A 22,936-nucleotide genomic window follows, 5' to 3' on the forward strand; every position below is an offset into this window, starting at 1 on the left:
CGTTACTGCACCTTGGGGCGCACATGATCCAGCGCAGCCGAGGCAAGAACCTTCACCACAAGATCCTCATAGGAAAGTCCCACGGCACGCGCTGCCATCGGCACAAGCGAATGCGGCGTCATGCCGGGACTCGTATTGAGTTCGAGCAGCACAAAACTGCCGTCGGGCCTCATCATCAGGTCAATGCGGCCCCAGCCGCGGGCGCCCAAAACTGCAAAGGCTTTTTCGCACGCCGCCTGCACGGCCTCAGTAACGGCCTGAGGCAGTTCTGCCGGGCAGTCGTATTTGACGGCGTTGCCGAAATACTTGTTCTGATAGTCGTAGTCGCCCGCAGGCGCCTTGATTTCAATCACGGGCAGGGCCTTGCCTCCGAGAATTCCGACCGTAAGCTCACGCCCGAAGATGCGCTCTTCCACGAGAACCTCGCGATCAAGCTTCAGGGCCTTCTGAAGAGCATCACGAATCGCGTCAACCGTTGCGTCCTTGAGTTTCGTCACGCCGATCGAAGAGCCCTCGCAGTCAGGCTTTACGACGACGCTGCCGCCCAAACGTTCAAACACAGCCTGCGCCTGATCGGCTGATGTGACCGTCATGCCGCGCGCCAGGGGCAGTCCTGCGTCATCCCAAACAAGACGCGTTGCACTCTTATCCATCGCAACGGCACTTGCCTTCACGCCCGGTCCCGTATAGGGAATGCCGAGATACTCGAGCACCCCCTGCACCGTGCCGTCTTCGCCGAAGCGCCCGTGAAGCGCGATAAACACACGGTCAAAGCCGCCCGCGGCAAGCTCCGTGATGCTGCGGCGCGCCGGGTCAAAGCCTTCGGCATTGACGCCCTTGGATAAGAGCGCCTTTAAAACGCCTTCACCGCTTGAAAGCGAAACTTCGCGCTCGGAGCTGAAGCCCCCCATGAGAACGGCCACATGTCCCAGGGCCTTCACATCAACTGCTGCCTGCATTTATTCCTTTTCCTTATTTTTTCCGTTTCTTCAGAGCTCATGGTGCGCAAGAATCGGCGCGACGCGCCCGATGGAACCCGCCCCCATCGTCACCACGACATCGCCGTCACGCACCACCTGCATCACGGCCTGCGGCACCTCATCGACGCTGTCGCAGAAAATGAGATCCCCCTTACCGACAAGACGTACGGCACGCGCCAGAGCCCGGCCGTCTGCGCCCGCAATCGGCGTTTCCCCTGCGGGGTAAACGTCCGCGAGCACCACCACGTCAGCCTGAGAGAGAACCTTCACAAAGTCTTCAAAGCAGTCACGGGTGCGCGTGTAGCGGTGCGGCTGAAACACCACCACCAGGCGCTTGTCGGGCCATGCGCCGCGCACCGCGGCAATCGTTGCCGCCATCTCGTGCGGGTGGTGTCCGTAATCATCAACGAGCTTAAAGCTGCCGATGGTCTTACCCTCGGCGCCCGTCACGGGGAGATCCCCGTACTGGGCAAAGCGCCGGCCTACGCCCGTAAATTCGGCCAGCCCCTTCACAATCGCTTCGTCCGTGACGCCCACGAGCGTGGCGATTGCCACGGCCGCCAGGGCGTTACGCACGTTGTGCAGCCCCGGCAGATTCAGTACCACGGGCAGCGGCTGATGCTCGGGCCTTAAAATCGTAAAGCGCATCCGTGTGCCGTCGGTTCTCACGTCAATGGCCCGTACTTCGGCCTTGTCGTTTAAACCGTATTCCACCACGCGGCGCGGCACGCGCGGGATGATCGAGCGCACGTTCTCATCATCACTGCACAGAACCGCCACCCCGTAAAAGGGGAGCCGCGTCAGAAAATCCACAAAAGCCTGCTTGAGCCGCTCAAAGTCGTGCCCGTATGTGTCCATGTGGTCCTGATCGATGTTGGTGACGGCCGCAAGCACCGGCGTGAGATTCAAAAACGAGGCATCGGACTCATCGGCTTCGGCGACGATGTATTCGCCGGCACCGAGCCGGGCGTTGGTGCCGGAACTATTGAGTCTGCCGCCGATCACATAGGTGGGATCAAGCCCCCCGGCGGCCAAAAGCGCGGTCGTAAGCGACGTCGTCGTGGTCTTGCCGTGCGCCCCGGCAATCGCAATACCGCGGCGCAGACGCATGAGTTCTGCGAGCATCACCGCGCGCGGCACCACCGGAATATGGGCCGCCTTGGCGGCCACAACTTCCGGATTGTCGGCATGTACGGCGCTGGAAATCACGATGGCGTCGGCGCCTTCAATGTTTTTTGCGTCATGCCCGCGGTAAATCACGGCGCCGAGGCTTTTGAGCCTGCGTGTGGCGGCGTTTTCAGCCAGATCCGAGCCGCTTACGGTGTAACCGAGGTTCAGGAGCACCTCGGCGATGCCGCACATCCCGGTGCCGCCGATACCGACAAAATGCAGATGCTTGACAACGAACTTCATAACTCAAATCAACCTTTTTTCAGAAACCGCAGTCCAAAGCAGCTTTACCGACCTTGAGTGCCCCGTCAGACGGGCTTGGTCTTCATTGCCGCGATGTCTTCAATCATGTCGGCAACAGCCGCGGCTGCCTTCAGGCGGCAAAGCGCACGGGCGTTTACCGCAGTCTGCAGAATCTTTTCGCGCTTCATGCTCGCGAGAATTCCGAAGAGGTGTTCAGGCGTGAGGCTTTCCTGCGGAACACACAGACCGGCGTTGTTCATCGCCATATAGCGGGCGTTACCGAGCTGATGTTTGGTGGTCTTTGCCACGAAAGGTACCAGAACGGAAGCAGCGCCCGCCGCACAGAGTTCCGCCACGGTCGTCGCGCCCGCCCGGCAGATCACAAGGTCGCTTTCCGTATAGGCCTTGGCCATATCCTCGATAAAGGGAACAATCTCAGCTTCAACCCCGGCATCGGCATAGCATTTTTTGGCTTCTTCCACCGAGCCCGCACCGCACTGATGCAGTACCTGAGGACGGTTTTCCGGGTCAAAAAGCGCAAGCGCCTTAGGCACCGTCTCATTTAAGACACGTGCGCCGAGGCTGCCGCCGAAAACAAGGAGCTTCAGAGGGCCCGTGCGGCCTGCAAGGCGCGTTTCAGGCGCCTCAACCGCCTCGATTTCCGCGCGCACCGGGTTACCGGTGATGCGGCCCTTACTGGCTGCCCGCGAGCGCGCCGAACCGGCAAAACCGCAGGCCACGCCCCAGGCGTCCTTGAGAATCATCTCAGTGGACATCAGAAGGTCGGCATCGCAGTTCATCACCGCCACACGCACGCCGTTTTTGCGGCATCCGGAAGCAACCGGCACGGCCACGTAGCCGCCGGTGGTAAACATCACATCGGGTTTGAGTTCGCGCATGAGGCTTTTGCAGCGCGACATGGCTTTTAAAAGCTTGATGCCGCCGGAGATCATGCCAAAAAAACCCTTGCCTCTGACGCCGTTAAAGTCCAGGCCCGTGAAATCAATAGCGTCTTTGGCAATGAGTTTGGACTCCATCCCGGTCTGCGTTCCGATCCAGGAAATCTTCCAGCCGCGGTTTCTGAGCTCACGCGCCACCGCAAGCGCCGGAAACACGTGTCCGCCCGTTCCTGCGGCAGCTACCACCAAATGCTTTTTATTTTCTTCAGACATGACTAAACCCTTCCGCCCCGCATCAGGATGCGGTTTTCCGCGTCAATTCTCAGTAAAACAGCGACAGCCGCAATTGTAGCGAGCAGGCTTGAGCCGCCGTAGCTCATCAGCGGGAGCGTCAGACCCTTGGTCGGGAATAGCCCCGTGGCCACGCCACCGTTAATCACCACCTGCACGCCGATCCAAAGCCCCACGCCTTCGGCAACGAGTCCGGAAAACACCCTGTCAAGCTTGATGGCCTGCCGTCCGATCGAAAACGCGCGGCGCACCAGGAAGTAATAGGCAATAAAGACACAGATCACGCCCACGAACCCGAGCTCTTCACCCACCACCGCCAAAATAAAGTCGGTGTGCGCTTCAGGCAGATAGTTGAGTTTTTCCACCGACGCCCCGAGCCCGACGCCGAGCCATTCGCCGCGCCCGAAGGCAATAAGCGAGTGGCTTAACTGATAGGCTTTGTCGAGCGCATAGTCGCTGCTCCAGGGATCAAGGTAAGCCATCACGCGGCCCACGCGCCAGGGCGACATATAAACGGCCATAACGGCAGCGAAAATCACGGCAGCCAGAACCACCATGAAGATTCTGAGATTAAGTCCCCCGAGGAAAAGCACTCCGAGCGCGATGCAGACAATGACGAAGGTGGCCCCTAGGTCAGGCTGCATGTTGATGAGAAAGGCGACGACTGCCATCACCAGCGCCATCGGGGCAAAGCCCTTCGTAAAGGAATGCATGAATTCCTGCCGGTGCACAGTAAAGCCGGCTGCGCCGATCAAGGCCGCAAACTTTGCAATTTCCGTGACCTGAATCGTCAGAGAACCGAAGCCGATCCAGCGCCGGGCGCCGTTTACGCTGTGACCGACTCCCGGAATAAGAACGGCGATCAGAAGCAATACGGCGATGATGACGAGAATCCCCGAAACACGCTCCCAAAAGCGCATGGGGATACGGTAGACGATGCTGCCTGCGACCGCGGCAACCGCAATGGAAATCAGATGCCGCACGAAAAAGTGCGTGTAGCTCGTGTCAAACTTCGGGCTGTCGGCGAGCGAAATCGAGGCCGAATACACCATCAGGGAACCGAAAGCAAGCAAAAACCCCGTGATAAAAAGGATGCTCCAGTCGATACCCTCGGCACGGATACGCTTGGCACGGCCCCCTGTCTGCAACACCGTGGAGCCGCTTAAATCATCCTCAATCTGCCGGGCCGGAGCCCGTCCAGGGAAAAACCAGGCCATCGTCAGCGGCTTCCTTCCTCAGTGCGCGCGGCAATCTCTTGGGCGCGCGCAATAAAGCGGGCCGAGCGTTCGGCGTAATTGGCAAACATATCCCAGCTTGCGCACGCGGGACTTAAAAGCACGGCGTCTCCGCTCTGAGCCGAGGCGTAGGCTTTGTCCACCGCACCCTCAAAGTCGGTACCCGCATTTTCAAGGGGCACGCCCGTGTTTTTCAGTGCCTCCTGAATCCGGACGGCATCGCGACCGATCAAAACCACCGAGCGCGCAAACAGCTGCACGTATGAAGAGAGCGGCGCGAAGTCCTGGCCCTTGCCGTCGCCGCCCATGATGAGCGCACACTTTCGTCCCCCGACCGCCAGGCCCTCAAGCGCAGCGGCCACAGCGCCAACGTTGGTGCCTTTGCTGTCATCGATAAATTCAATACCGTTAACCGTGAGAACGTGCTGCACGCGGTGGGCTTCTCCGGTGTAACCTGCAAGCACCTCCAAGGCCGCAGCAAGCGAAAAACCTGCGGCGTCGGCAAGCGCAAGTGCCGCCAGAGCATTCTGCACATTGTGCCGGCCGCGGATTTTGAGCGCGGCCGAAGGCATCAGAAGACTCATTTCCGGAGCGTCCCAGGCCGAAAGCTGCGCTTTTTTGCTGCTTGCCGCGGGCGTTGTCTGCGGTGCGATAAAACTCATCCACTCCACACCCGCGTCCTCGGTCACGCCCCACTCACCCGGCTTTTCGGGTTTGGTGAGCGCAAAGGTGCGCACAGCCGCGCCTGCCGTATTTTCTGCCCAGCGCATGCTCACGGGATCGGCGCGGTTCAAAATCCTCGAGCGGGCATGAAGGAAAATCCGGCCCTTGGCCTGCGCGTAGTTTTCCAGCGACCCATGCCAGTCGATATGGTCTTCGGTGAGGTTTAAGTACGCGGCAGCGGTAAGCTCGAGCGATGACGTCGTCTCAAGCTGAAAGCTTGAAAGCTCAAGCACCCAGACTTCAGGCAGTTTTCCGGCTGCGAGCGCTTTGGTGAGCTCGGTGAGCGCATTGGGACCGATGTTACCGGCCACGCACACGGTTTTACCCGAAGCCTTGGCCATCAGACCCGTAATCGTTGTTGTGGTGGTTTTGCCGTTGGTGCCGGTGATTCCCACCACCACGGGCGAGTAGCCGCAGAAGGCCTTCAGACGCTTCATCTCCCGGGCAAAGAGTTCAATTTCGCCCACAACCTCAATGCCGAGTTCGTGTGCGAGGTTGACGGTTGCGGCTGCCGCAGAATGTGAGGGCGAGAGCCCCGGACTTATCACCAGAAGCGAAGCACCCCGCACAAGATCGGGATTAAAGCCCCCGAACGAAAATTCAATATGAGGCAGTTCTGCGGCAAGCGCATCGGCAGCCGCCGGATTGGTGCGGCTGTCAGCCATCGTCACATCCCAGCCGCGGGAATAAAGAAACCGCGCGCAGGCTGCACCCGAAGCACCGCACCCCAAAACCAGCGCTCTTTTACCTGTTGCCAGACGCACCGACTGATTTGACATGTCCTCTGCTCCCAGGAAAGCCCGACTCAACGGATCTTCAGTGTTGCAAGACCGATCAGCACCAGAATGAAGGTGATGATCCAGAAGCGCACCACTACCTGCGTCTCCTTCCAGCCCTTGAGTTCAAAGTGATGGTGAATCGGCGCCATCAGGAAAACGCGCTTACCGTGAGAGAGCCGGAAGTAGACCGTCTGAATCATCACCGAGAGCGTTTCCACCACAAAAATCCCGCCCATGATGGCGAGCACGATTTCCTGCCGCACAATAACGGCGATGGTGCCTAAGGCGCCGCCGAGAGCCAGCGCCCCGACGTCACCCATAAAGACCTGCGCAGGGTAGGCGTTAAACCAAAGGAAAGCAAGGCCCGCGCCCGCCATCGCGGCGCACACGACCACAAGCTCTCCGGCCCCGGGAATATAGGAAAAATAAAGGTAGGACGCGTAGTCAGGGCGGCCCACAACGTAGGCAAAGATTCCGAGGGCCGAGCCCACCATCACGCACGGGAGAATCGCCAGGCCGTCGAGGCCGTCGGTGAGATTGACGGCGTTGGAAGTACCCACAATCACGATGTAGGTGAGAAGCAGAAAGCCCCAGACACCGAAGGGAAAACTCACCTGCTTAAAGAAGGGAATGGTGAGTTCGAGCTTACCCGGTTCCGAGAGCGCAAACCCGTTTTCCACCCAGTGCATCACCGTTGCCCAGACATGCGTGTCGGTGGGCATGGAAACGGCAAAAGCAAGGTAGACCGCCGTCACAATACCGATGAGACTCTGCCAGCTGAACTTTTCGCGGGCACTCATCCCCTGCGGGTTGTGATGCACAACCTTTCTGTAGTCATCGACCCAGCCGATTGCGCCGTATCCGAGCGTCACAAAAAGAACGGCCCAGACAAAACGGTTGGAGAGGTCCATCCACAAAAGTGTCGAAAGCCCGATTGCCACCAAAATGAGAGAGCCCCCCATCGTGGGCGTTCCGTCCTTCACCAGATGCGTTTTGGGCCCGCAGTTTCTCACGGCCTGACCGATCTTGAGTTTTTTGAGTTCACGGATCACCCAGGGCCCGGCCGCAAAACCGATTGCCAGAGCCGTGAGCGCGGCAAGCACTGCTCTTAAGGAAAGATAGTTAAAGACGCTGAAGGCCGGAATATCTTCCGCAAGCCTTTGAAAAAGATAAAGAAGCATTGTTTTTCTTCTTGTTTATTTATCCGTAATGCCGAGTTCGGAGACGATGTCGCGCACCACGTGCTGCAGACCCATACTGTTGGAAGCCTTCACAAGCATCGTGCAGGGCGTCTTGGCCGTTTCCATGGCCGCTGCCGTCAGCTCATCGCGGCTTGCAAAGTGCCGCGCACCGGCGCCGAAAGCCTCAACGGCGCTTTTCATTGCCTCACCCACGGCGAGGAACCGGTCCACGCCGTGCTCACGGGCATACTGCCCGATTTCACGGTGATAGCTTTCGACGTTTTCGCCGCCGGTCTCGGCCATATCCCCCGCCACAAAGATGCGGGGCCCGGAGAGGCGGCTCAGCATATCAACGGCGGCGCGCATACTGTCGGGATTGGCGTTATACGCGTCATCGATGATGACCGTGCCGTTTCTGAGCACGTGGCGCCGCCCGCGGCCTTCCACGGGCTCAAAACTTCTTAAGCCCGCCTCCACCGCGAGGGAATTGACGCCCACAGCCACCGCAGCCGCAGCGGCCGCAGCCGCATCATGCACAGCATGGCGTCCGGCCATTTTGAGTTCGAGTCTGAGGGTTTCCGAGCCAAACGCCATCGTGACCGTGCCCATTGCTTCCGTGGCTCTGAGATCCACGGCAAAATCGGTGTCGCCGGCGGCATAGGTCGCAACCTTGCAGCCGCGGGCACGGGCAAACTCAAGCCACACGGGCAGACAGGCATCGTCGGCCGGAAGCACTGCCGTCCCCTTGGCAGAGAGGCTCACCAGCGCCATCGCGTTTTCACGGGCACTCGCTTCAACGCCCTTTAAAAATTCTTGGTGTTCGCGCTGGGCGTTTGTGATCACCACCACTGTCGGACGAATCCAGCTGATTAACTGCGCCATTTCACCCGGGTGGCTGATACCGGCCTCAATCACCGCCGCCTTCGTGCGCGGTGTGAGTTTCAAAAGCATGCGGGGTACGCCCACGGCGTTATTGAAGTTGCCTTCCGTGGCAAGCATCGCCTCTTCGCCGCAGGCCTGCCTCAGAATGGAGGCAATCATCTGCGTGGTGGTGGTCTTACCGTTGGACCCCACGACACAGATGAGCGGAATCGAAAACTGCGCGCGCCAGGCCCGCGCCAGTGCACCGTAGGCTTCCACGGTGTCGGTCACAATGATCTGCGGGCAGGACGCGCCGGTACCGACGTTACGCTCGACGATGAGCACGCCGGCACCGCGGTCTTTGGCGGCAACGGCGTAGTCGTGTCCGTCAAAATTGGGGCCCTTGAGGGCGACAAAAACCGAGCCCGATGTGATGGTGCGGCTGTCGGTGCTGATCTCACCGAGTTCAGCCCCCGTCTGTCCGTCCACATCCCTTACAAGCGGCCCCAGTGCGTTTAACAACGCGTGAAAAGTCCACCCCGTCTGCGCCTGTTTCATGCTGATTTTCCCCCGACGCGCGTACGGCGTTCGTTAAATGCTTCCCGCACCACCTCAACATCGCTGAAATGGTGTTTGACGCCCTGAATTTCCTGATAATCCTCATGGCCCTTGCCGGCAATGAGCACCACGTCGGCCGCAGCCGCCTCAGTAACAGCCGAGACTATCGCTTCGCGCCGGTCAAGCACGACCCGGCGCTCCCGGGCAGGCGCTGCGCCCTCGGCCACAGCCTGCGCAATCACGGCAGGCTCTTCGGTTCTCGGATTGTCGCTTGTGACCACCGCGACGTCGGCAAGCTCCGCCGCAACGCGCCCCATGATCGGGCGCTTGCCCGGATCACGGTCGCCGCCCGCGCCGAAAACACACCAAAGCCTGCCGCCTCTGTGCTCGGCCGTTTCACGCAAAGCCGTGAGAACCTTTTCGAGGGCATCCGGCGTATGTGCGTAGTCAACCACCGCAAGCGGCGCACCTTCGCTTGTCACAGTCTGAAGGCGTCCCGCAGGGGGTGTGAGTTCCGTAAGTTTTCCGAAAACGGCCCGGGCAGGAATGCCGAGGCTCAGAACAATACCCGCCGTCTCAAGAAGGTTCGCGACATTAAAGCGCCCGAGCACGGCTGCTTCAATTTCAAAGCGTTCACCCCGCCAGAGAGCGTCAAAAGCGGTACCGGCATGCGCCGCTCGGATGTTTCCGGCCGCCAACATTTCGCAGCCTTCAATCTGAAGTGCCGCGTCAAGCGTGCAGGCAATCGTGCGCACACCGTGCGCGAGCGTCTTTTCAATCAACCGGCGCCCTGCGGCATCGTCGGCATTGATGACCGCGCATTTCAGGCCCGGCCAGTCAAAAAGCAGAGCCTTGGCTTCTTCATAGGCCTGCATCGAGCCGTGATAATCGAGATGATCCCGCGTGAGGTTGGTGAAGGCCGCCGTATGAAAGGCCGTTCCGTCAAGACGGCCCTGCACAAGGCCGATGGAACTCGCTTCAATACAAAACGCCTGACAGCCCCTGCCGTAAAGGTTACTGAAGAGATCCTGGGTACTGGCTGCGTCCGGCGTCGTGAGCGCCGGCGACGGGATTTTCTCACCCATATAAAAGCACCCCATCGTGCCCACGGCTGCGCAGGGGTGATGCAGCGCTGATAAAAGCCGCGCCGTCCAGTGACTGATGCTTGTCTTACCGTTGGTACCCGTGACGGCGGTACCCATCATGTGCTCAGACGGCCTGCCGAAAAAGTCCGAGGCGATTTCTCCCAGCCGTTTTTTAAGCTCACGCACCGCCAGAACCGGCACCTGCAGCACCGGCCGTTTTTCCCCTTCCCGTTCTTCCGTGAGAACGGCAGCGGCCCCGCGGGCAACCGCCACCGGCGCCCATGAAAGGCCGTCGGTGTGTTCACCCTTCAGCGCCACAAAAACGTCCCCGGGCCGGATATTGCGGGAATCGATGCAAAGATGCGCGCCCGGTTTTGTTCTGGCCTTAAGCCAGGTCAGAACGGCATCGCGGGTCCGGTCTGCCTGCTCAGTCATTTCGCAATCCTTTCACAAAAATTCCGGAACCGCTCACCGCGGTCGGATCATCGGGGTGTACGCCGATCAGCCGCAGCGCGCCCGCGGCCACGTCGTTAAAGACGGGACCGGCGACCGTGCCGCCGAAGTAGCTGCCCTTGGTGGGCTCGTCAATCATGACGGCCACGATAATACGGGGCTGCCCTGCGGGCGCCATGCCCACAAAACTGGCCACGTATTTACTGACGTACTCACCGTTTTCAATCTTATTGGCGGTTCCGGTTTTACCCGCGACCGTATACCCTTCCACGCTCACGCGCCGGGCCGTGCCGCCCGCAGTGACCGTTCCCATCATCATGGAGCGCATCTGGCGGGCCACTTCCGGGCGAAACACCTGAATGCCCTGGGCTTCACGGTTGGTGCGCCGGAACGTGAGATCGATCACGTCGCCGTTTCGGGCGAGCGCCGTATAGGCGCGCACAAGCTGCATCAGCGACACCGAAATACCGTGTCCGTAGGAAATGGTGGCCTGCTCAATCGGACGCCACGAGGCCGCGGGCCTCAGACGCCCTGAGACGGCGCCGGGAAAACCGATTCTCGGAGAGCGCCCGAACCCGAGCTCCTCATAGGTCTGCCACAACGTCTGCGGCGTCATTTCAAGCGCGATTTTGCTCGTGCCGATGTTGCTTGACTTTGAGACCACCTGACTCACGGTGATCATGCCGTAGTTATGTGTGTCGCCGATCGTTCTGTCGCCGATCGTGAGCTTTCCGGGCGCAGTCTGCACCAGCGTATCGGGCCTCACTATCCCGAGGTCAAGCGCTTTGGCCACCGCAAACGGCTTCATCGTCGATCCCGGTTCAAACGTGTCGGTGAGCACCCGGTTGCGGACGTTTTCAAATCGAAGCGTGCGGCGCACGTTGGGGTCATAGGTGGGCCAGTTGCTCATTGCGAGAATTTCGCCCGTGTGCACGTCCACCACAACCACCGCACCGGCCTTTGCCTCATGCTTGGCAATTGCTTTTTTAAGTGCGTTATGCGCAATAAACTGCAGACGGGAATCGATGGAAAGAACCACGTCGGCTCCGGCCTTGGCTTCCTTCACCCAGACGTCTTCAACAATGCGCCCGAGGCGGTCACGGATCACGCGGCGCGAACCGGGTTTGCCCGCAAGCTGATCGTTGTCGGCAAGTTCCACCCCTTCACGGCCGTTATTATCGGAATCGGTAAAGCCCAACACATGCGCGGAGATTTCGCCGTCCGGGTAGTTGCGGCGCATTTCGTTACTGATGTAAATCCCCGGAATCTGCAGATCCCGTACCGCCTGCGCAGTTTCCACGTCAAGCTGACGCTTGATGTAGACGAAACTGCGGTTACGGCGCTCGTGGATTCTCTGCCAGACGGCTTTTTCATCCTCCCCCACGAGTTCAGCGAGTTTTCCGATCTGCGTGCGGCTTGCTTCAGCGGCTTCTTCCGGTACGGCCCAGATGCTTCTTGCCGGAATCGTGGAAGCAAGCACCACGCCGTTACGGTCCACAATCTGACCGCGCTGCGCGGGCACAGAAAGCGTGCGGGCGTAACGCGCCTCACCCTGCTTCTGCAAAAACTCCGTGTCAATGCCGCACTGCAGCCAGAAGGCCTTGCAGACAACAGCGGTGAGACCGCAGAAAAAGAGGAAAAACAGCAGTTTGCTTCGTCCCGGCGAAATCGGCACCAGAAGCATCGCCTCTTCGCCGCCGTTGGGGTGCTGCTTTTTGGGCGAATTGTCTTCCTTCCAGATGAGCTGCACCTTGCGGCAGAGCCCCTGCCAGAGGCCGATGAGAAAGACGGGCATTCTCATTTGCGCACCTCCAGGTGTCTCTGGGCGAGCTCTTCGGGAGAAACCTCAAGAAGCACCGTCGCCGCAAGATCGGCGGGGGCAAAGCCCATCTGACGGGCTTTTTCACTCACAGCCGCGGGCAGCGCGGCTTTGGAAAGGTCAAGCGCGAGCTGGCTTGAGTCATCCGACAAACGCCGCGCCATATCGTTGGCGCGTTCAATTTCCGTGAACAGCAGCCTCACCCGGTACTGTGTCCAGACGAGCGCACAGGCACTCGACCAGAGAACCACCACCGAAACGAGTGCCACCAAAAAGAGGAAAGGCTCGGAAAGACGGCCGACGTTAAAGCGCATCAGAGCCTCCCCTTGCCGCCGGGCACCCAAGGCGCCGCGGTACGTACGCCCGTGCGCATCACGGCGCTGCGGGCTCTGGGGTTGGCCTCACACTCGCCGGCATCAGGCTTAATCCGCGTGACATCGCGCCACAGGGGCGCGGGCAGCATGTCGCTTGTGAGCGCGATGCGGCTGTCCACGGCACGTTCAGGATGGGCACCTGCCTCAAAAAAGCGCTTCACGATACGGTCTTCAAGCGAATGAAAACTGATCACGCAGAGTTTTCCGTCGGGCTTTAACAGTCCGCCTGCCTCTTCGAGCGCCGCCGTAAGCTCATCGAGTTCACCGTTAATAAAAATACGGATCGCCTGAAAGCTCCGGGTGGCCGGATGCTGCTGCGGGTCCTGCCGTGAGCGGGGCACAGCCGAAGCAATAATGCGGGCAAGCTGCGCCGTCCGGTCGATGATCTCCGTTTTTCTCACTTCGCAGATCGTGCGGGCAATACGGCCTGCCATGCGCTCTTCGCCGTAGATTTTCAAAACCTTTTCGATATCCTCAGCCGGAGCTTTTGCAAGCCACTGAGCCGCAGTGATCCCGTGCTCGGTGTCCATGCGCATGTCAAGCGGCCCGTCAAAACGGAAGGAAAAGCCGCGCTCGGCATCATCAATCTGGGGACTGCTCACGCCGATGTCCATAAGAACGCCGGTTACCGAGGTAACATCCCGCGCACTGAGCTCAGCCTGCATCCTTGAAAACGGCGCCGGAATGATCGTAAAACGGGGATCAGTGATTGAAGCAGCAGCCCTCACCGCTTCAGGATCACGGTCAAAGGCGATGAGCCTGCCCTTCGGGCTTAAAGCCGCAAGAATCCGGCGGGAATGCCCGCCGCGGCCGAAGGTCGCATCCACGTAGATGCCGTCGGGATCGGTCAGAAGTGCCTGCGGCGCGGCTTCGGCCAAGACCGACAGATGCACAAAGGCTTTTTCTTTCTGAAGTGAAGCGGCTGTATCTGTCACAAGCGCCTCCGTCAGAAGTGAAAATCTGCCACGGCGGCAACAAGTTCCTGAGATGCCGCAGCTTCAAGCTCGGTGAGCTTGGGGGCATTCCAGACTTCGAAATGTTCCCCGAGACCGACGAGCGCCACATCTTTATCCAGCGAACAAAGCACCCTTAATTCCGACGGAATCAGAAGGCGCCCGGCACTGTCGATACTGAGGTCAACCGCGCTTCCGAGAACAAAGCGCTGCAGCATCCGCGCGCTTGAGGGAAGCGCTGCGAGTGCTTTCTTTTTTTCAAGCCAGACGGCACGGGGGTAAATCAGAACGCAACCGTCAGGGTGGCGCGTTAAGGTGACGTCAGGGCCGCAGGAATCCACTAGGGTCGTACGGTACCGTGTCGGCATCGTCATCCGTCCCTTGGCGTCGAGCGTTAATAAAGAAGTTCCCTGAAACACGTCTGTGCCCCTGATACACAAAGTTGGCCATGCCGCGGCCTGCGGCAGTGTCAGGCAGAGAAAACCAATCCCGCGGGCGGCCGTTTCCGGATCGGCAACCCACTTTTTCCCACCTTTTCACACCGCGCACTTTAGCACAACACCAAAAGCACACCTACGGTTAAAACCCGAATGAGCCGTTATTGCTGACGCTCTATAGCGGAAACATTCTGATGTTGAACTGCTTGAGAAAGGCCTCATGCGCTCTGTAGTCGGGGTCTAAGCTCTCCACCACAGTCCAAAAACGCGCCGAATGATTCATCTGCGCCAGATGCGCAAGCTCATGACAGATCACGTAGTCAATGACGGGATCAGGGAAAACAATGAGCCGCCAGGAAAGCCGGATCGTCCCGTCGCTTTTACAGCTTCCCCAGCTGGTTTTGGCGTCAGAAAGCCTCACGGCGGACGGAATTCGCCCGAACGCTTCGGCTTTGCTCATCACGCGCCCCGAAAAAAGGCGCGCTGCCTGTGCGGCAAGCCACCCCCACAGATGCCCGCGGATTGCCGCGGGACTTGCATCGCGGGCCGCGGACAAACAAAGAATCTGCTGCCCGCAGCGTTCAATGAGTGCGGTCCTCTCTGCCCCGAGCATGAGTCCGGTCATGCGACCTCGGTAGAAAAAGCGCCCGCCGTGCCGCAACTGAGCAAGAGAGGCCACGTCCTGCCGGGCTTTCTGCGCGGCAAGATGCTTACGTATCCAGCAGGTGTTTTTGATGAGAAACGCTTCGATGTCCGCAAGCGCCATTCTGAGCGGGCTTTTGACGACAAGTCCTTCTTCGGTGAGCTTCGCTGCCAGTGTGCGGCGGGCTTCCCGCATGAGGGTGTAGGAAACCGTAAAGGCCGGTTCCTTTTTCGTTTCCGGCAGCCGTATCTGCCGGTTTTCGGCTGTCATACGGATTGATTCCTGACCGGTGCGGCACCGGCCTCAGGCCCGGACATACGGGCGATCTCACCCTCAATCCAGTCTTCAAGCTCACGGTTGACTGTCTCAAAATCGGCCGCTCCCGCATCAATGACCGGTCCGAAGGTCACATGAATCGTGCCGCTTGTCTTACCGATGCTGTTTCGCGGCCAGAGGCGCCCGGCGTCGTGCGCCACCGGCAGGACCAGGGCTTTGGCGGCAACGGCAAAACGGGCGCCGCCCGTCTTGTAGCGCGCGCGGGCACCCCAGGCGACGCGCGTTCCTTCCGGGAAAAGCGTCACCCACCAGCCGTTTTTCACAAACCGAAGGCCCTTTTTAAGGAAAGACACATAAGCGCCCGCGCCGTTACTGCGGTTGATCGCAATCATGTTCATTGACTTTAAGGCCCAGCCCAGAAAAGGAATCCAGTGCAGCGACTCCTTGTAGACAAAGCCCATGCGGTGGTCAATGTAGTACGGCAGAAAAAGCGTTTCCCAAGCCGAAGAGTGCTTGCTCAGAACGACAACGGGACGGCCGGAAGTGAGCGGAATGTTTTCCGCTCCCCGGACTTCGTAGGTGACGCCGCAGAAAAACTTCAGCATCCCCATCACCAGGCCCAACCAGGGTCTGACGATTCTCTGATAGCGCCATGCCGCGCCTGCAAACGGCCACAAAAGGACGCAGGCCAGTGCGATGGGGACGAGCGTCACCGAAAAGGCGACGTAAAAGCACCAGCCCCTTAAGGCGCGCATGGCGTGACTTCCGTCAGAGTGCGAGGCGCGAGAGTTCGGCCACGCGGTTCATCAGGGTCGACAGACGGTTTAAAAGCGCCTGACGGTTGCGGCGCACCGCAAGATCCTCGGCGTTGACCATCACATCGGTAAAGAACGCATCAACCGGAGTCTTCAAGGGCGTAAGCGAGGCAAGCATCGCGCTGAACTCGCCCTTTTCATAAAGCGCCTGCGCAACCGGCTCATGGTCGCAGAGTGCTTCATAAAGCGCCTTTTCAGCCGGTTCTGCAAAAAGTGCCGGATCCACTTCGGTCGGAACATCGCCCTCAATCTTTTTGAGAATGTTGCCGATACGCTTATTGGCTGCAGTGAGGCTTTCGGCTTCAGGCAGTTCCAGGAAGCGGCGCACGGCGGCAAGACGCTGCGGAATATCGGCAAGATCGGCCGGGCGGCCGCACAGCACAGAATCGACTTCCTGAGCGCTGTAACCGGCATCGCGCATCATCACGCGCAGACGGTCGTGGAAGAAGTTCAGAAGCTCTGCGGACGCGTCCTTAACGCCTGCCACACCGGTTTCGACTTCAAACCCGTACTTCACAAGGGTCGTGAGGCTCACGGTGAGTTCTTTTTCAATGAGCATCCTAAGCACACCGAGCGCATGACGGCGCAGCGCGAAAGGATCCTTCTCACCCGTGGGCATCTGGCCGATACCGAACATGCCGCAAAGCGTTTCCATCTTGTCGGCCAGGGCAACGGCAAGCGCCACCTTGCTCTCGGGCAGTTTGTCGCCGGCAAAGCGCGGTTCGTAGTGCTCACGCACGGCAACAGCCACGTCTTCGGGCTCTCCGTCGTGGCGCGCATAGTATTCACCCATGATGCCCTGAAGCTCGGGGAATTCGCCCACCATAAGGGTGCGCAGATCCGCCTTGGCAAGCATGGCGGCGCGCTCTGCGTGCGTGACATCGGCTCCGATTGTCTTGGCAATCATGCCGGCAAGCGCCTTCACGCGCAGCATCCGTTCGGCCTGAGAGCCGAGCTTATTGTGGTAAACAACATGCTGCAGACCGGGCAGGCGGCTTTCGAGCGTTTCCTTGCAGTCCTGGTTGTAGAAGAACTCGGCGTCAGCCAGACGTGCACGCACCACACGGGCGTTACCGGAAACAATGGCTTTGCCGCCGTCCTTGGCTTCAATGTGCGACACCAGGGCGAACTTATTCATGAGTTTGCCGTCGGCACTGCGCATCGGGAAGTACTTCTGGTTGGTCTGCATCGTCAGAATGAGGCATTCTTCGGGCACGGCCAAAAACTTCTCTTCAAATTCAGAGACGTAAATCACAGGCCATTCGGTGAGCGAATTCGTCTCATCGATAAGGTCCTCAGGGGCAATGAGCGTGCCGCCTTCGCGCTTGGCGGCCTTACCGAGTTCTTCCACAAGGCGCGCACGGCGTTCGGCATAGTCGGCAATAACCTTGCCCCTTTCAAGAAGCTCAGCGGCGTAACTGTCGGCCGACGTGATTTCAATCGGCGCATGCGTATGAAAGCGGTGCCCCATCGTGACGCGGCCTGCCTTAAGGCCGAACATCGTGACGTTGACAACGTCGCTGCCGTAAAGAGCCGTGAGATGCTTCACCGGGCGCACGAACTGCACTGTGGTCACACCATCGGCCAACTGATAATTCATGACCTTCGGAATCGGCAGCGCCTTGACGCTGTCTTCGAGGGCCTGCTGCAGGCCGTGCGTAAGGCTCTGACCGGCGCGCACACCTTCGTAGTAGAGCTGTTCGGTCTTGCCGTCGCTCACGCGCTTAAGCTCCGAAACCGGGCAGGAAATGCCGAGCGCAGCCATTTTCTTCACCAGGGCCGGTGCGGCTTCACCGTCGGCACCGATACCGACCTTCACCGGCACAAGCTTCTGACGGAAGGCCTCGTCCGGGCTCTTTTCAAGAACGTTGGTGATGTGAACGGCCATGCGGCGCGGGGCACCGTAGGCGTGCACAACGGAATCGTCCGTCAGAAAATGCGCGGCCCTGAGGCTCTTGGCAATACCTTCGGCAAACGCGTCGGAAAGTTTCTTTAAAGCCTTCGGGGGCAGTTCTTCGGTCTGAAGTTCAACTAACAAACTGGTCATTTTGAATTCTTTATCCGCAAATTGTGTTTAATCCGGTCTTCGCCTTAGGCGTGATGTGCGTTCTTAAGCATGGGGAATCCCAGGCGTTCACGCGATTCGTAGTAGCTCTGCGCCACTTCACGGCTGAATTTGCGGATGCGCGAAATGTAGGCGGCTCGTTCGGTGACGCTGATGGCACCGCGGGCGTCAAGAAGGTTGAAGGTGTGGCCGGCCTTAAGAACCATTTCGTAGGCCGGCAGCGCGAGCCTGAGTTCCATCAGGCGCTTGGCTTCGCCTTCAAAGTAATCAAACTGCTTGAAGAGCTTTTCCGGGTCACTGGCTTCAAAGTTGTAGTGACTCTGCTCGACTTCGTTCTGATGGAAGACGTCGCCGTAGGTGAGCGTGTGCTCTTCGCCCAGTCCGTCGGTCCAGTTCGTGTAGACCAGGTCAAAGACGTTGTCGCAGTTCTGCAGATACATCGTCAGGCGTTCAAGCCCGTAGGTGATTTCACCGGTGATGGGCTTACACTCAAGGCCGCCCACCTGCTGGAAGTACGTAAACTGCGTGACTTCCATACCGTTCATCCACACTTCCCAGCCAAGGCCCCAGGCGCCGAGCGTCGGGTTTTCCCAGTTGTCTTCCACGAAACGGATGTCGTTGACCTCCGTATCGATGCCGAGCGCTCTGAGGGAATCCAGATAGAGATCAACGATATTGACGGGAGCGGGCTTTAACACCACCTGATACTGATGGTGCTGGTGCAGACGGTTGGGGTTTTCGCCGTAACGGGCGTCCTTGGGACGGCGCGACGGCTGCACATACGCGGCACGCCAGGGTTCAGGTCCGAGCGCTCTCAGAAATGTCGCTGTATGAGAGGTACCGGCACCGACTTCGATGTCGATCGGCTGAAGCAGAGCGCAGCCCTGCTTGTTCCAATACTGCTGCAGACGCAGAATTACTTCCTGAAAGGTAATCATTTTTTCTATCTAGAACCTGAATACAACCCGCCTCAGTTGCAGCGCAAAACACAACCGTGAGCCGCAATTAACGAAAACCGACGGCGGAAAGTGAGGAATTTTACCCCATCAAGATTAAGGGCTCTGCCTGCCCGCCGTGCCCGCAGAAAGCACCTAACGGAGAGCGCTTTCCCGGTGCTTCCTGCGCAGATGACAGAAAGCAATGACCGCGAGGATAAGCGTCAGAAGGACTGCAAGCGGCAGATCCCCGAACCGGGCATAAGGCGTGACGCTCCCGCGCGAAACCGTCACCAGTGCATCCAGACTCTGTGCGCCCGGCCCCGCCCGGCGTTCAAGCCTTCCCCGGAAATCAATCACCGCAGAGCTGCCGTTATTGACGACCTGCAGAAGGGGCGTGGCGAATTCCCTTGCCCGCATCGCAGAAATCTGCGTGAACTGCGCAGCCGCCCAATCACCGAACCACCCCAGATTTGCCGTGACGACAATAAGCTGAGGCACTTCGCGCTTCTGCCAGAAAGCCCGCAGTTCACCGCCGAAGTTATTTTCGTAGCAAACCGCCGGCGCGTAGACAATGCCTGAGGCCTTGAGCGCCTCTTCCGGCACAAGACCGTGCCGCTGATCGGCCATGGGGATGCCCATCGCATCCACGAACCAGCGAAATCCGAAGGGCACATATTCACCGAAAGGCACCAAATGGCGTTTAGCGTAAACCGGCGCCTCGCTTCCTGCCTCATCTGCCGCCCAGAGGCTGTTGAAATAAACGCCGCGGGCGGGCTCTTCAAACGCATTGAATAAAACCGTGGTTTTCTGCGCGCGGGCAACGCGAGCCGGCAGAAGCGCTTCTTCGGTCTTAAGCCGATTTAACAGCGCGGCATAAACGCTCTCAGGCCACAAAATAAGATCAAGTTTGCCGCCTAAGGGACTTGCAAGACTCATGGCCTTGACGCGCTCCAGACGGGAAGTCTGCTCGGAAGCCGTTACCCGCATCACAATCGGAAGATCGGGCTGCACAAGCCGCACATCAAGCGTTTTTCCCGGCGTGAACCAACTGATGCCCTCAAGTCCGAAACCGCCCGCGACGGCAGCGCCCGCCAAAAGCGCCCCCGCCGTTTTGACGGCAACCCCCTTCATGCCGAGCGTGGCTGCTGCAACAAGACCCGCGGCAAAAAGTGCCGCCAGCGCCGTGAGAAACACGCCGCCCGCCGGAGCCCAGCCCGCAAGCGGCGTGGGTAAAAACGCATAGCCCGCCGTAAGCCACCCGAATCCGAAGACATTCGTACGGATAATTTCAGACAGCACCCAACAGACCGGCAGATACAAAAGACTTCGTAACCCCTGCGGTGCCTTGAAAAACCTGGCTGCCGCACAAGGAACGGCAGCCGTAAGCGCGAGAACCGCGGCCATCAGAAAGACGCCTGCCGCGGCCAAAACATCGCCGAATCCGCCGAAAACGGCCATCGAACGGTGCGTCCAGCTTAACCCCAGCGTGAAAAATGCAAGCCCCCAGAGCCAGCCGTCCAGAAAAGCCTCTTTAACACCGGCCGATTTTTCAATACAGAAAAAAAGCGCCGCAAAGGCAACCAGCGTCGGAAGCCACCAGTTAAAGGGGGCAAACCCCAAAACCGCAACAGCGCCCGACAAAGCGCAGGCTGCGGCACGCACAAACGGCGCTGCCGCAGAAAATTTCCCGCCGGCTTTTAAAGCCTCCATCAGCTGTTACCTTCCCGGCTCTTGGCTTCAGCCTTCTCCGCGGCCACCACTTTTTCCGCAAGAAAGAGTGCGGCCTGACGCTCATCGCCCTTTAAGACACGGAAGCGGAACCCTTCAATTTCGATCACTTCCCCTCTGTGAGGCACATGCTCAAAGCGGTCGGTGATAAGCCCGCCCACCGTCTCACAGTAGTCATCCTGCAGGTTGCACTGGAAATAAGCGTTGAACTGTTCCAGATGGGTCCCCGCCTTAATGCGCCAGTGCTCGGCATCCACAACCGCGATGTTGTCGACGTCGGAACTCACGGAGTCAAATTCATCGTTAATCTGCCCCACGACCTGCTCGATCACGTCTTCAATCGTGATCAGCCCTGAGACGGAACCGAACTCATCGATCACCAAAGCCAGGTGATTGCGGCTGTCGCGGAAATCCCTGAGCAAAATATTGATGGGAAGCGTCTCCGGAATAAAGCGGGCCGGACGCAGATGGCTCGCGAGGTCGTAGTCCGGATCCAGTAGGAGCCTTAAAAGGTCCTTGGCATGCATGATGCCTTTGACGGTGTCGAGGTCACCGTCGACAACCGGAAAGCGTGAGTGTCCGCGGGCAATGAGTTTGGGCAGCCAGTTTTCCTTCTTCTCGGAAAGATCAACGGCCTCAATCTGAGCGCGCTGCACCATCAGGTCGGAGGCTCTGAGTTCGGAGACGTGCAGCGCCCCTTCCATCATCGCAAGTGCATCGGCGTCAAGAAGTCCTTTTCTCAGAGAGCTACGCAAAAGCGCCACGATTTCCTCGCGCGTCTGCGGTCCGTCCTCGAAACGGCTGCGGAACAGTTTGAAAAATCCGCGTTTGCTTTTTTTCGTCTGTTTTTGTGGTTGCTCGTCGGGCATACAACTTTTTCTTGATGGTAATAACTGATTTCACGGCGTTTTTACGCCGTCATATGTTGAGCATAGCAAAGAGCGTCCGCTTTTAGTGGCCGCGGGCCGGATCACTGTAGGGATCGGCAAACCCGAGGCCTGACAGAATCTTGGTTTCAAGCGCTTCCATCGCCTCGGCCTCTTCATCGGTTTCATGATCCCAGCCCTGTGCGTGAAGCACGGAGTGAATGAGCATGTGCGCCAGATGCTCGCGGAAACTTTTTTTCTGCTCGCGCGCTTCCCGTTCAATGACGTCCGTGGCGATCACAATATCGGCTTCGGCCGTCGGGCTGTGCGCATAGTCAAAGGTCAGTACGTTTGTGGTGTAGTCCTTGCCGCGGTAGGTTTTATTGAGAAGCCGCCCTTCTTCTGGCCCCACAAAGCGCACCGACCCGGCAAAAGGCACGAAGCTTGCGGCCTGCATCCAGCCGCGCATCTCGGCGCGTGTCGGAAGGCGCTTTTTGGCGCCGTCCGTGCGCTCAAAAGTGACGTCCACGGCCTTTCCGGCCTTTTTTGCTCTTGCCATCAGTTTTCCGCCTCCGCTTTTAACTGAGCGCGCCGCGCCTTTTCCTCTTCCTTTTCACGGGCTTCGTAGGCGTCATAGGCGCGCACAATCGCGCCCACGAGAGGATGGCGCACAACGTCAGCCGCCGAAAAATGCACCATGGCAATGCCGCGGACATTCTCAAGAACCCGCGAGGCATGCGCAAGCCCGCTTCTCACGCCGCGCGGCAGGTCCACCTGCGTGACGTCCCCGGTGATGACGGCACGCGTACCAAAACCGATACGCGTCAAAAACATCTTCATCTGCTCGACGGTCGTGTTCTGGGCTTCATCAAGAATCACAAACGCGTTATTGAGCGTTCTGCCGCGCATATACGCCAAAGGCGCAATTTCAATCACCTGTTTTTCAATGAGGCGCTGCGTCTTTTCAAATCCGAAGAGATCAAAAAGCGCGTCGTAAAGCGGTCTTAAATAGGGATCGACCTTCTGCGTGAGGTCTCCCGGGAGAAACCCGAGGCGCTCACCGGCTTCAATCGCAGGGCGCGTCAGAACAATGCGCTCCACGGCATCGCGCTCAAACGCGTCCACGGCAGCCGCAACCGCCAGGTACGTCTTACCGGTTCCGGCCGGGCCGATACCGAAGGTCACATCACTTTCGAGTAATGCTTTGAGATAGGCCTTTTGATTGGGAGTTCTCGGTCTCAAACCCGAGCGGCGCGTTCTGAGCGTAAAGCCCTCATCGTCTTCGGTTTCTCCGCCCCGCTGCTCGGCGATGATCATCATCTGAACGTCGTTAACCGTCAGATCTTCACCGGCCTGAATGCGCGCCGCGGCGCGTCTTAAGACCTGCGCGGCACCTGCGGCCTGCACTCCCGCAAACCGGAAGTTGTGCCCGCGGCGCAGCACCTGCACGCCGAAGGCGTTTTCAATCTGCCGCAGATTCTCGTCCAACGGCCCCACAAGGCGCGAGAGCTCAGCCGCGGTGAGTTCCGCAGAAAAAACCTGTTCCTGAAGTTCCTGCATGACG

20 protein-coding genes are annotated in these 22,936 nt (G+C 59.1%); all 20 read right to left on the reverse strand.

Annotated elements, in window-relative coordinates; translation table 11 throughout:
• Positions 1–2: 2 nt before the first annotated feature.
• The gene (locus tag NXF97_RS04205) at positions 3–959 is read right to left on the reverse strand and encodes a D-alanine--D-alanine ligase (RefSeq protein WP_074009793.1); all 957 of its coding nucleotides are present in this window, start codon (positions 957–959) and stop codon (positions 3–5) included.
• Positions 960–989: 30 nt separating this feature from the next.
• The gene (gene murC / locus NXF97_RS04210; RefSeq protein WP_274956564.1) at positions 990–2,393 is read right to left on the reverse strand and encodes a UDP-N-acetylmuramate--L-alanine ligase; all 1,404 of its coding nucleotides are present in this window, start codon (positions 2,391–2,393) and stop codon (positions 990–992) included.
• 65 nt (positions 2,394–2,458) lie between these two features.
• A complete protein-coding gene (gene murG / locus NXF97_RS04215) occupies positions 2,459–3,565 on the reverse strand; it encodes an undecaprenyldiphospho-muramoylpentapeptide beta-N-acetylglucosaminyltransferase (protein WP_022373851.1) in 1,107 nt (368 codons plus the stop codon).
• 2 nt (positions 3,566–3,567) lie between these two features.
• Entirely contained in the window at positions 3,568–4,800 is a 1,233-nt protein-coding gene (gene ftsW, locus NXF97_RS04220; RefSeq protein ID WP_274956565.1) for a putative lipid II flippase FtsW, read from the reverse strand.
• Positions 4,801–4,802: 2 nt separating this feature from the next.
• Positions 4,803–6,320 (reverse strand): UDP-N-acetylmuramoyl-L-alanine--D-glutamate ligase, encoded by a 1,518-nt coding sequence (murD, locus tag NXF97_RS04225; RefSeq protein WP_274956566.1) that lies wholly within the window; start codon positions 6,318–6,320, stop codon positions 4,803–4,805.
• Positions 6,321–6,346: 26 nt separating this feature from the next.
• Positions 6,347–7,501 (reverse strand): phospho-N-acetylmuramoyl-pentapeptide-transferase, encoded by a 1,155-nt coding sequence (gene mraY, locus NXF97_RS04230; protein WP_074009791.1) that lies wholly within the window; start codon positions 7,499–7,501, stop codon positions 6,347–6,349.
• Positions 7,502–7,516: 15 nt separating this feature from the next.
• Positions 7,517–8,920, reverse strand: coding sequence for a UDP-N-acetylmuramoyl-tripeptide--D-alanyl-D-alanine ligase (locus tag NXF97_RS04235; protein WP_274956567.1), 1,404 nt, complete (start codon positions 8,918–8,920; stop codon positions 7,517–7,519).
• The gene (locus tag NXF97_RS04240; RefSeq protein ID WP_274956568.1) at positions 8,917–10,440 is read right to left on the reverse strand and encodes a UDP-N-acetylmuramoyl-L-alanyl-D-glutamate--2,6-diaminopimelate ligase; all 1,524 of its coding nucleotides are present in this window, start codon (positions 10,438–10,440) and stop codon (positions 8,917–8,919) included. The genes NXF97_RS04235 and NXF97_RS04240 overlap by 4 nt, the downstream gene beginning before the upstream one ends.
• Positions 10,433–12,253, reverse strand: coding sequence for a peptidoglycan D,D-transpeptidase FtsI family protein (locus tag NXF97_RS04245; protein ID WP_274956569.1), 1,821 nt, complete (start codon positions 12,251–12,253; stop codon positions 10,433–10,435). Before NXF97_RS04245 ends, NXF97_RS04240 begins: the two co-directional genes overlap by 8 nt.
• 2 nt (positions 12,254–12,255) lie before the next feature.
• The gene (locus NXF97_RS04250) at positions 12,256–12,591 is read right to left on the reverse strand and encodes a cell division protein FtsL (RefSeq protein WP_022373858.1); all 336 of its coding nucleotides are present in this window, start codon (positions 12,589–12,591) and stop codon (positions 12,256–12,258) included.
• On the reverse strand, positions 12,591–13,586 hold the full coding sequence (rsmH, locus tag NXF97_RS04255) for a 16S rRNA (cytosine(1402)-N(4))-methyltransferase RsmH (RefSeq protein WP_022373859.1): 996 nt from the start codon (positions 13,584–13,586) through the stop codon (positions 12,591–12,593). The genes NXF97_RS04250 and rsmH overlap by 1 nt, the downstream gene beginning before the upstream one ends.
• A gap of 11 nt (positions 13,587–13,597) precedes the next feature.
• The gene (gene mraZ / locus NXF97_RS04260) at positions 13,598–14,023 is read right to left on the reverse strand and encodes a division/cell wall cluster transcriptional repressor MraZ (RefSeq protein WP_274956570.1); all 426 of its coding nucleotides are present in this window, start codon (positions 14,021–14,023) and stop codon (positions 13,598–13,600) included.
• 193 nt (positions 14,024–14,216) lie between these two features.
• Positions 14,217–14,954, reverse strand: coding sequence for a M48 family metallopeptidase (locus tag NXF97_RS04265; protein ID WP_274956571.1), 738 nt, complete (start codon positions 14,952–14,954; stop codon positions 14,217–14,219).
• The gene (locus NXF97_RS04270) at positions 14,951–15,715 is read right to left on the reverse strand and encodes a lysophospholipid acyltransferase family protein (RefSeq protein WP_022373862.1); all 765 of its coding nucleotides are present in this window, start codon (positions 15,713–15,715) and stop codon (positions 14,951–14,953) included. Before NXF97_RS04270 ends, NXF97_RS04265 begins: the two co-directional genes overlap by 4 nt.
• 13 nt (positions 15,716–15,728) lie before the next feature.
• Entirely contained in the window at positions 15,729–17,822 is a 2,094-nt protein-coding gene (gene glyS, locus NXF97_RS04275) for a glycine--tRNA ligase subunit beta (protein ID WP_274956572.1), read from the reverse strand.
• A 44-nt stretch (positions 17,823–17,866) separates the two neighbouring features.
• Entirely contained in the window at positions 17,867–18,778 is a 912-nt protein-coding gene (gene glyQ, locus NXF97_RS04280; protein WP_022373864.1) for a glycine--tRNA ligase subunit alpha, read from the reverse strand.
• A gap of 153 nt (positions 18,779–18,931) precedes the next feature.
• Positions 18,932–20,488, reverse strand: coding sequence for an apolipoprotein N-acyltransferase (lnt, locus tag NXF97_RS04285; RefSeq protein WP_274956573.1), 1,557 nt, complete (start codon positions 20,486–20,488; stop codon positions 18,932–18,934).
• On the reverse strand, positions 20,488–21,375 hold the full coding sequence (locus NXF97_RS04290) for an HlyC/CorC family transporter (protein WP_274956574.1): 888 nt from the start codon (positions 21,373–21,375) through the stop codon (positions 20,488–20,490). The genes lnt and NXF97_RS04290 overlap by 1 nt, the downstream gene beginning before the upstream one ends.
• An 82-nt stretch (positions 21,376–21,457) precedes the next feature.
• Positions 21,458–21,931, reverse strand: coding sequence for an rRNA maturation RNase YbeY (gene ybeY, locus NXF97_RS04295; protein WP_022373867.1), 474 nt, complete (start codon positions 21,929–21,931; stop codon positions 21,458–21,460).
• Positions 21,931–22,932: a PhoH family protein gene (locus NXF97_RS04300; protein ID WP_022373868.1), complete on the reverse strand. Its 1,002-nt coding sequence runs from the start codon at positions 22,930–22,932 to the stop codon at positions 21,931–21,933. Before NXF97_RS04300 ends, ybeY begins: the two co-directional genes overlap by 1 nt.
• Positions 22,933–22,936 lie beyond the last annotated feature (4 nt).

The organism is Duodenibacillus massiliensis (assembly GCF_928721995.1).
Classification (GTDB): domain Bacteria; phylum Pseudomonadota; class Gammaproteobacteria; order Burkholderiales; family Burkholderiaceae_F; genus Duodenibacillus; species Duodenibacillus massiliensis.

What these genes read in the sequence shown, in the direction of transcription:
- lnt (WP_274956573.1), bottom strand. Translation starts at nt 20,488, where the DNA reads ATGGAGGCTTTAAAAGCCGGCGGGAAATTTTCTGCGGCAGCGCCGTTT.
- glyS (WP_274956572.1), bottom strand. Translation starts at nt 17,822, where the DNA reads ATGACCAGTTTGTTAGTTGAACTTCAGACCGAAGAACTGCCCCCGAAG.
- murD (WP_274956566.1), bottom strand. Translation starts at nt 6,320, where the DNA reads ATGTCAAATCAGTCGGTGCGTCTGGCAACAGGTAAAAGAGCGCTGGTT.
- NXF97_RS04290 (WP_274956574.1), bottom strand. Translation starts at nt 21,375, where the DNA reads ATGCCCGACGAGCAACCACAAAAACAGACGAAAAAAAGCAAACGCGGA.
- ftsW (WP_274956565.1), bottom strand. Translation starts at nt 4,800, where the DNA reads ATGGCCTGGTTTTTCCCTGGACGGGCTCCGGCCCGGCAGATTGAGGAT.
- murG (WP_022373851.1), bottom strand. Translation starts at nt 3,565, where the DNA reads ATGTCTGAAGAAAATAAAAAGCATTTGGTGGTAGCTGCCGCAGGAACG.
- NXF97_RS04240 (WP_274956568.1), bottom strand. Translation starts at nt 10,440, where the DNA reads ATGACTGAGCAGGCAGACCGGACCCGCGATGCCGTTCTGACCTGGCTT.
- NXF97_RS04245 (WP_274956569.1), bottom strand. Translation starts at nt 12,253, where the DNA reads ATGCCCGTCTTTCTCATCGGCCTCTGGCAGGGGCTCTGCCGCAAGGTG.
- glyQ (WP_022373864.1), bottom strand. Translation starts at nt 18,778, where the DNA reads ATGATTACCTTTCAGGAAGTAATTCTGCGTCTGCAGCAGTATTGGAAC.
- NXF97_RS04270 (WP_022373862.1), bottom strand. Translation starts at nt 15,715, where the DNA reads ATGCGCGCCTTAAGGGGCTGGTGCTTTTACGTCGCCTTTTCGGTGACG.
- mraY (WP_074009791.1), bottom strand. Translation starts at nt 7,501, where the DNA reads ATGCTTCTTTATCTTTTTCAAAGGCTTGCGGAAGATATTCCGGCCTTC.
- NXF97_RS04205 (WP_074009793.1), bottom strand. Translation starts at nt 959, where the DNA reads ATGCAGGCAGCAGTTGATGTGAAGGCCCTGGGACATGTGGCCGTTCTC.
- NXF97_RS04250 (WP_022373858.1), bottom strand. Translation starts at nt 12,591, where the DNA reads ATGCGCTTTAACGTCGGCCGTCTTTCCGAGCCTTTCCTCTTTTTGGTG.
- NXF97_RS04300 (WP_022373868.1), bottom strand. Translation starts at nt 22,932, where the DNA reads ATGCAGGAACTTCAGGAACAGGTTTTTTCTGCGGAACTCACCGCGGCT.
- NXF97_RS04235 (WP_274956567.1), bottom strand. Translation starts at nt 8,920, where the DNA reads ATGAAACAGGCGCAGACGGGGTGGACTTTTCACGCGTTGTTAAACGCA.
- murC (WP_274956564.1), bottom strand. Translation starts at nt 2,393, where the DNA reads ATGAAGTTCGTTGTCAAGCATCTGCATTTTGTCGGTATCGGCGGCACC.
- ybeY (WP_022373867.1), bottom strand. Translation starts at nt 21,931, where the DNA reads ATGGCAAGAGCAAAAAAGGCCGGAAAGGCCGTGGACGTCACTTTTGAG.
- NXF97_RS04265 (WP_274956571.1), bottom strand. Translation starts at nt 14,954, where the DNA reads ATGACAGCCGAAAACCGGCAGATACGGCTGCCGGAAACGAAAAAGGAA.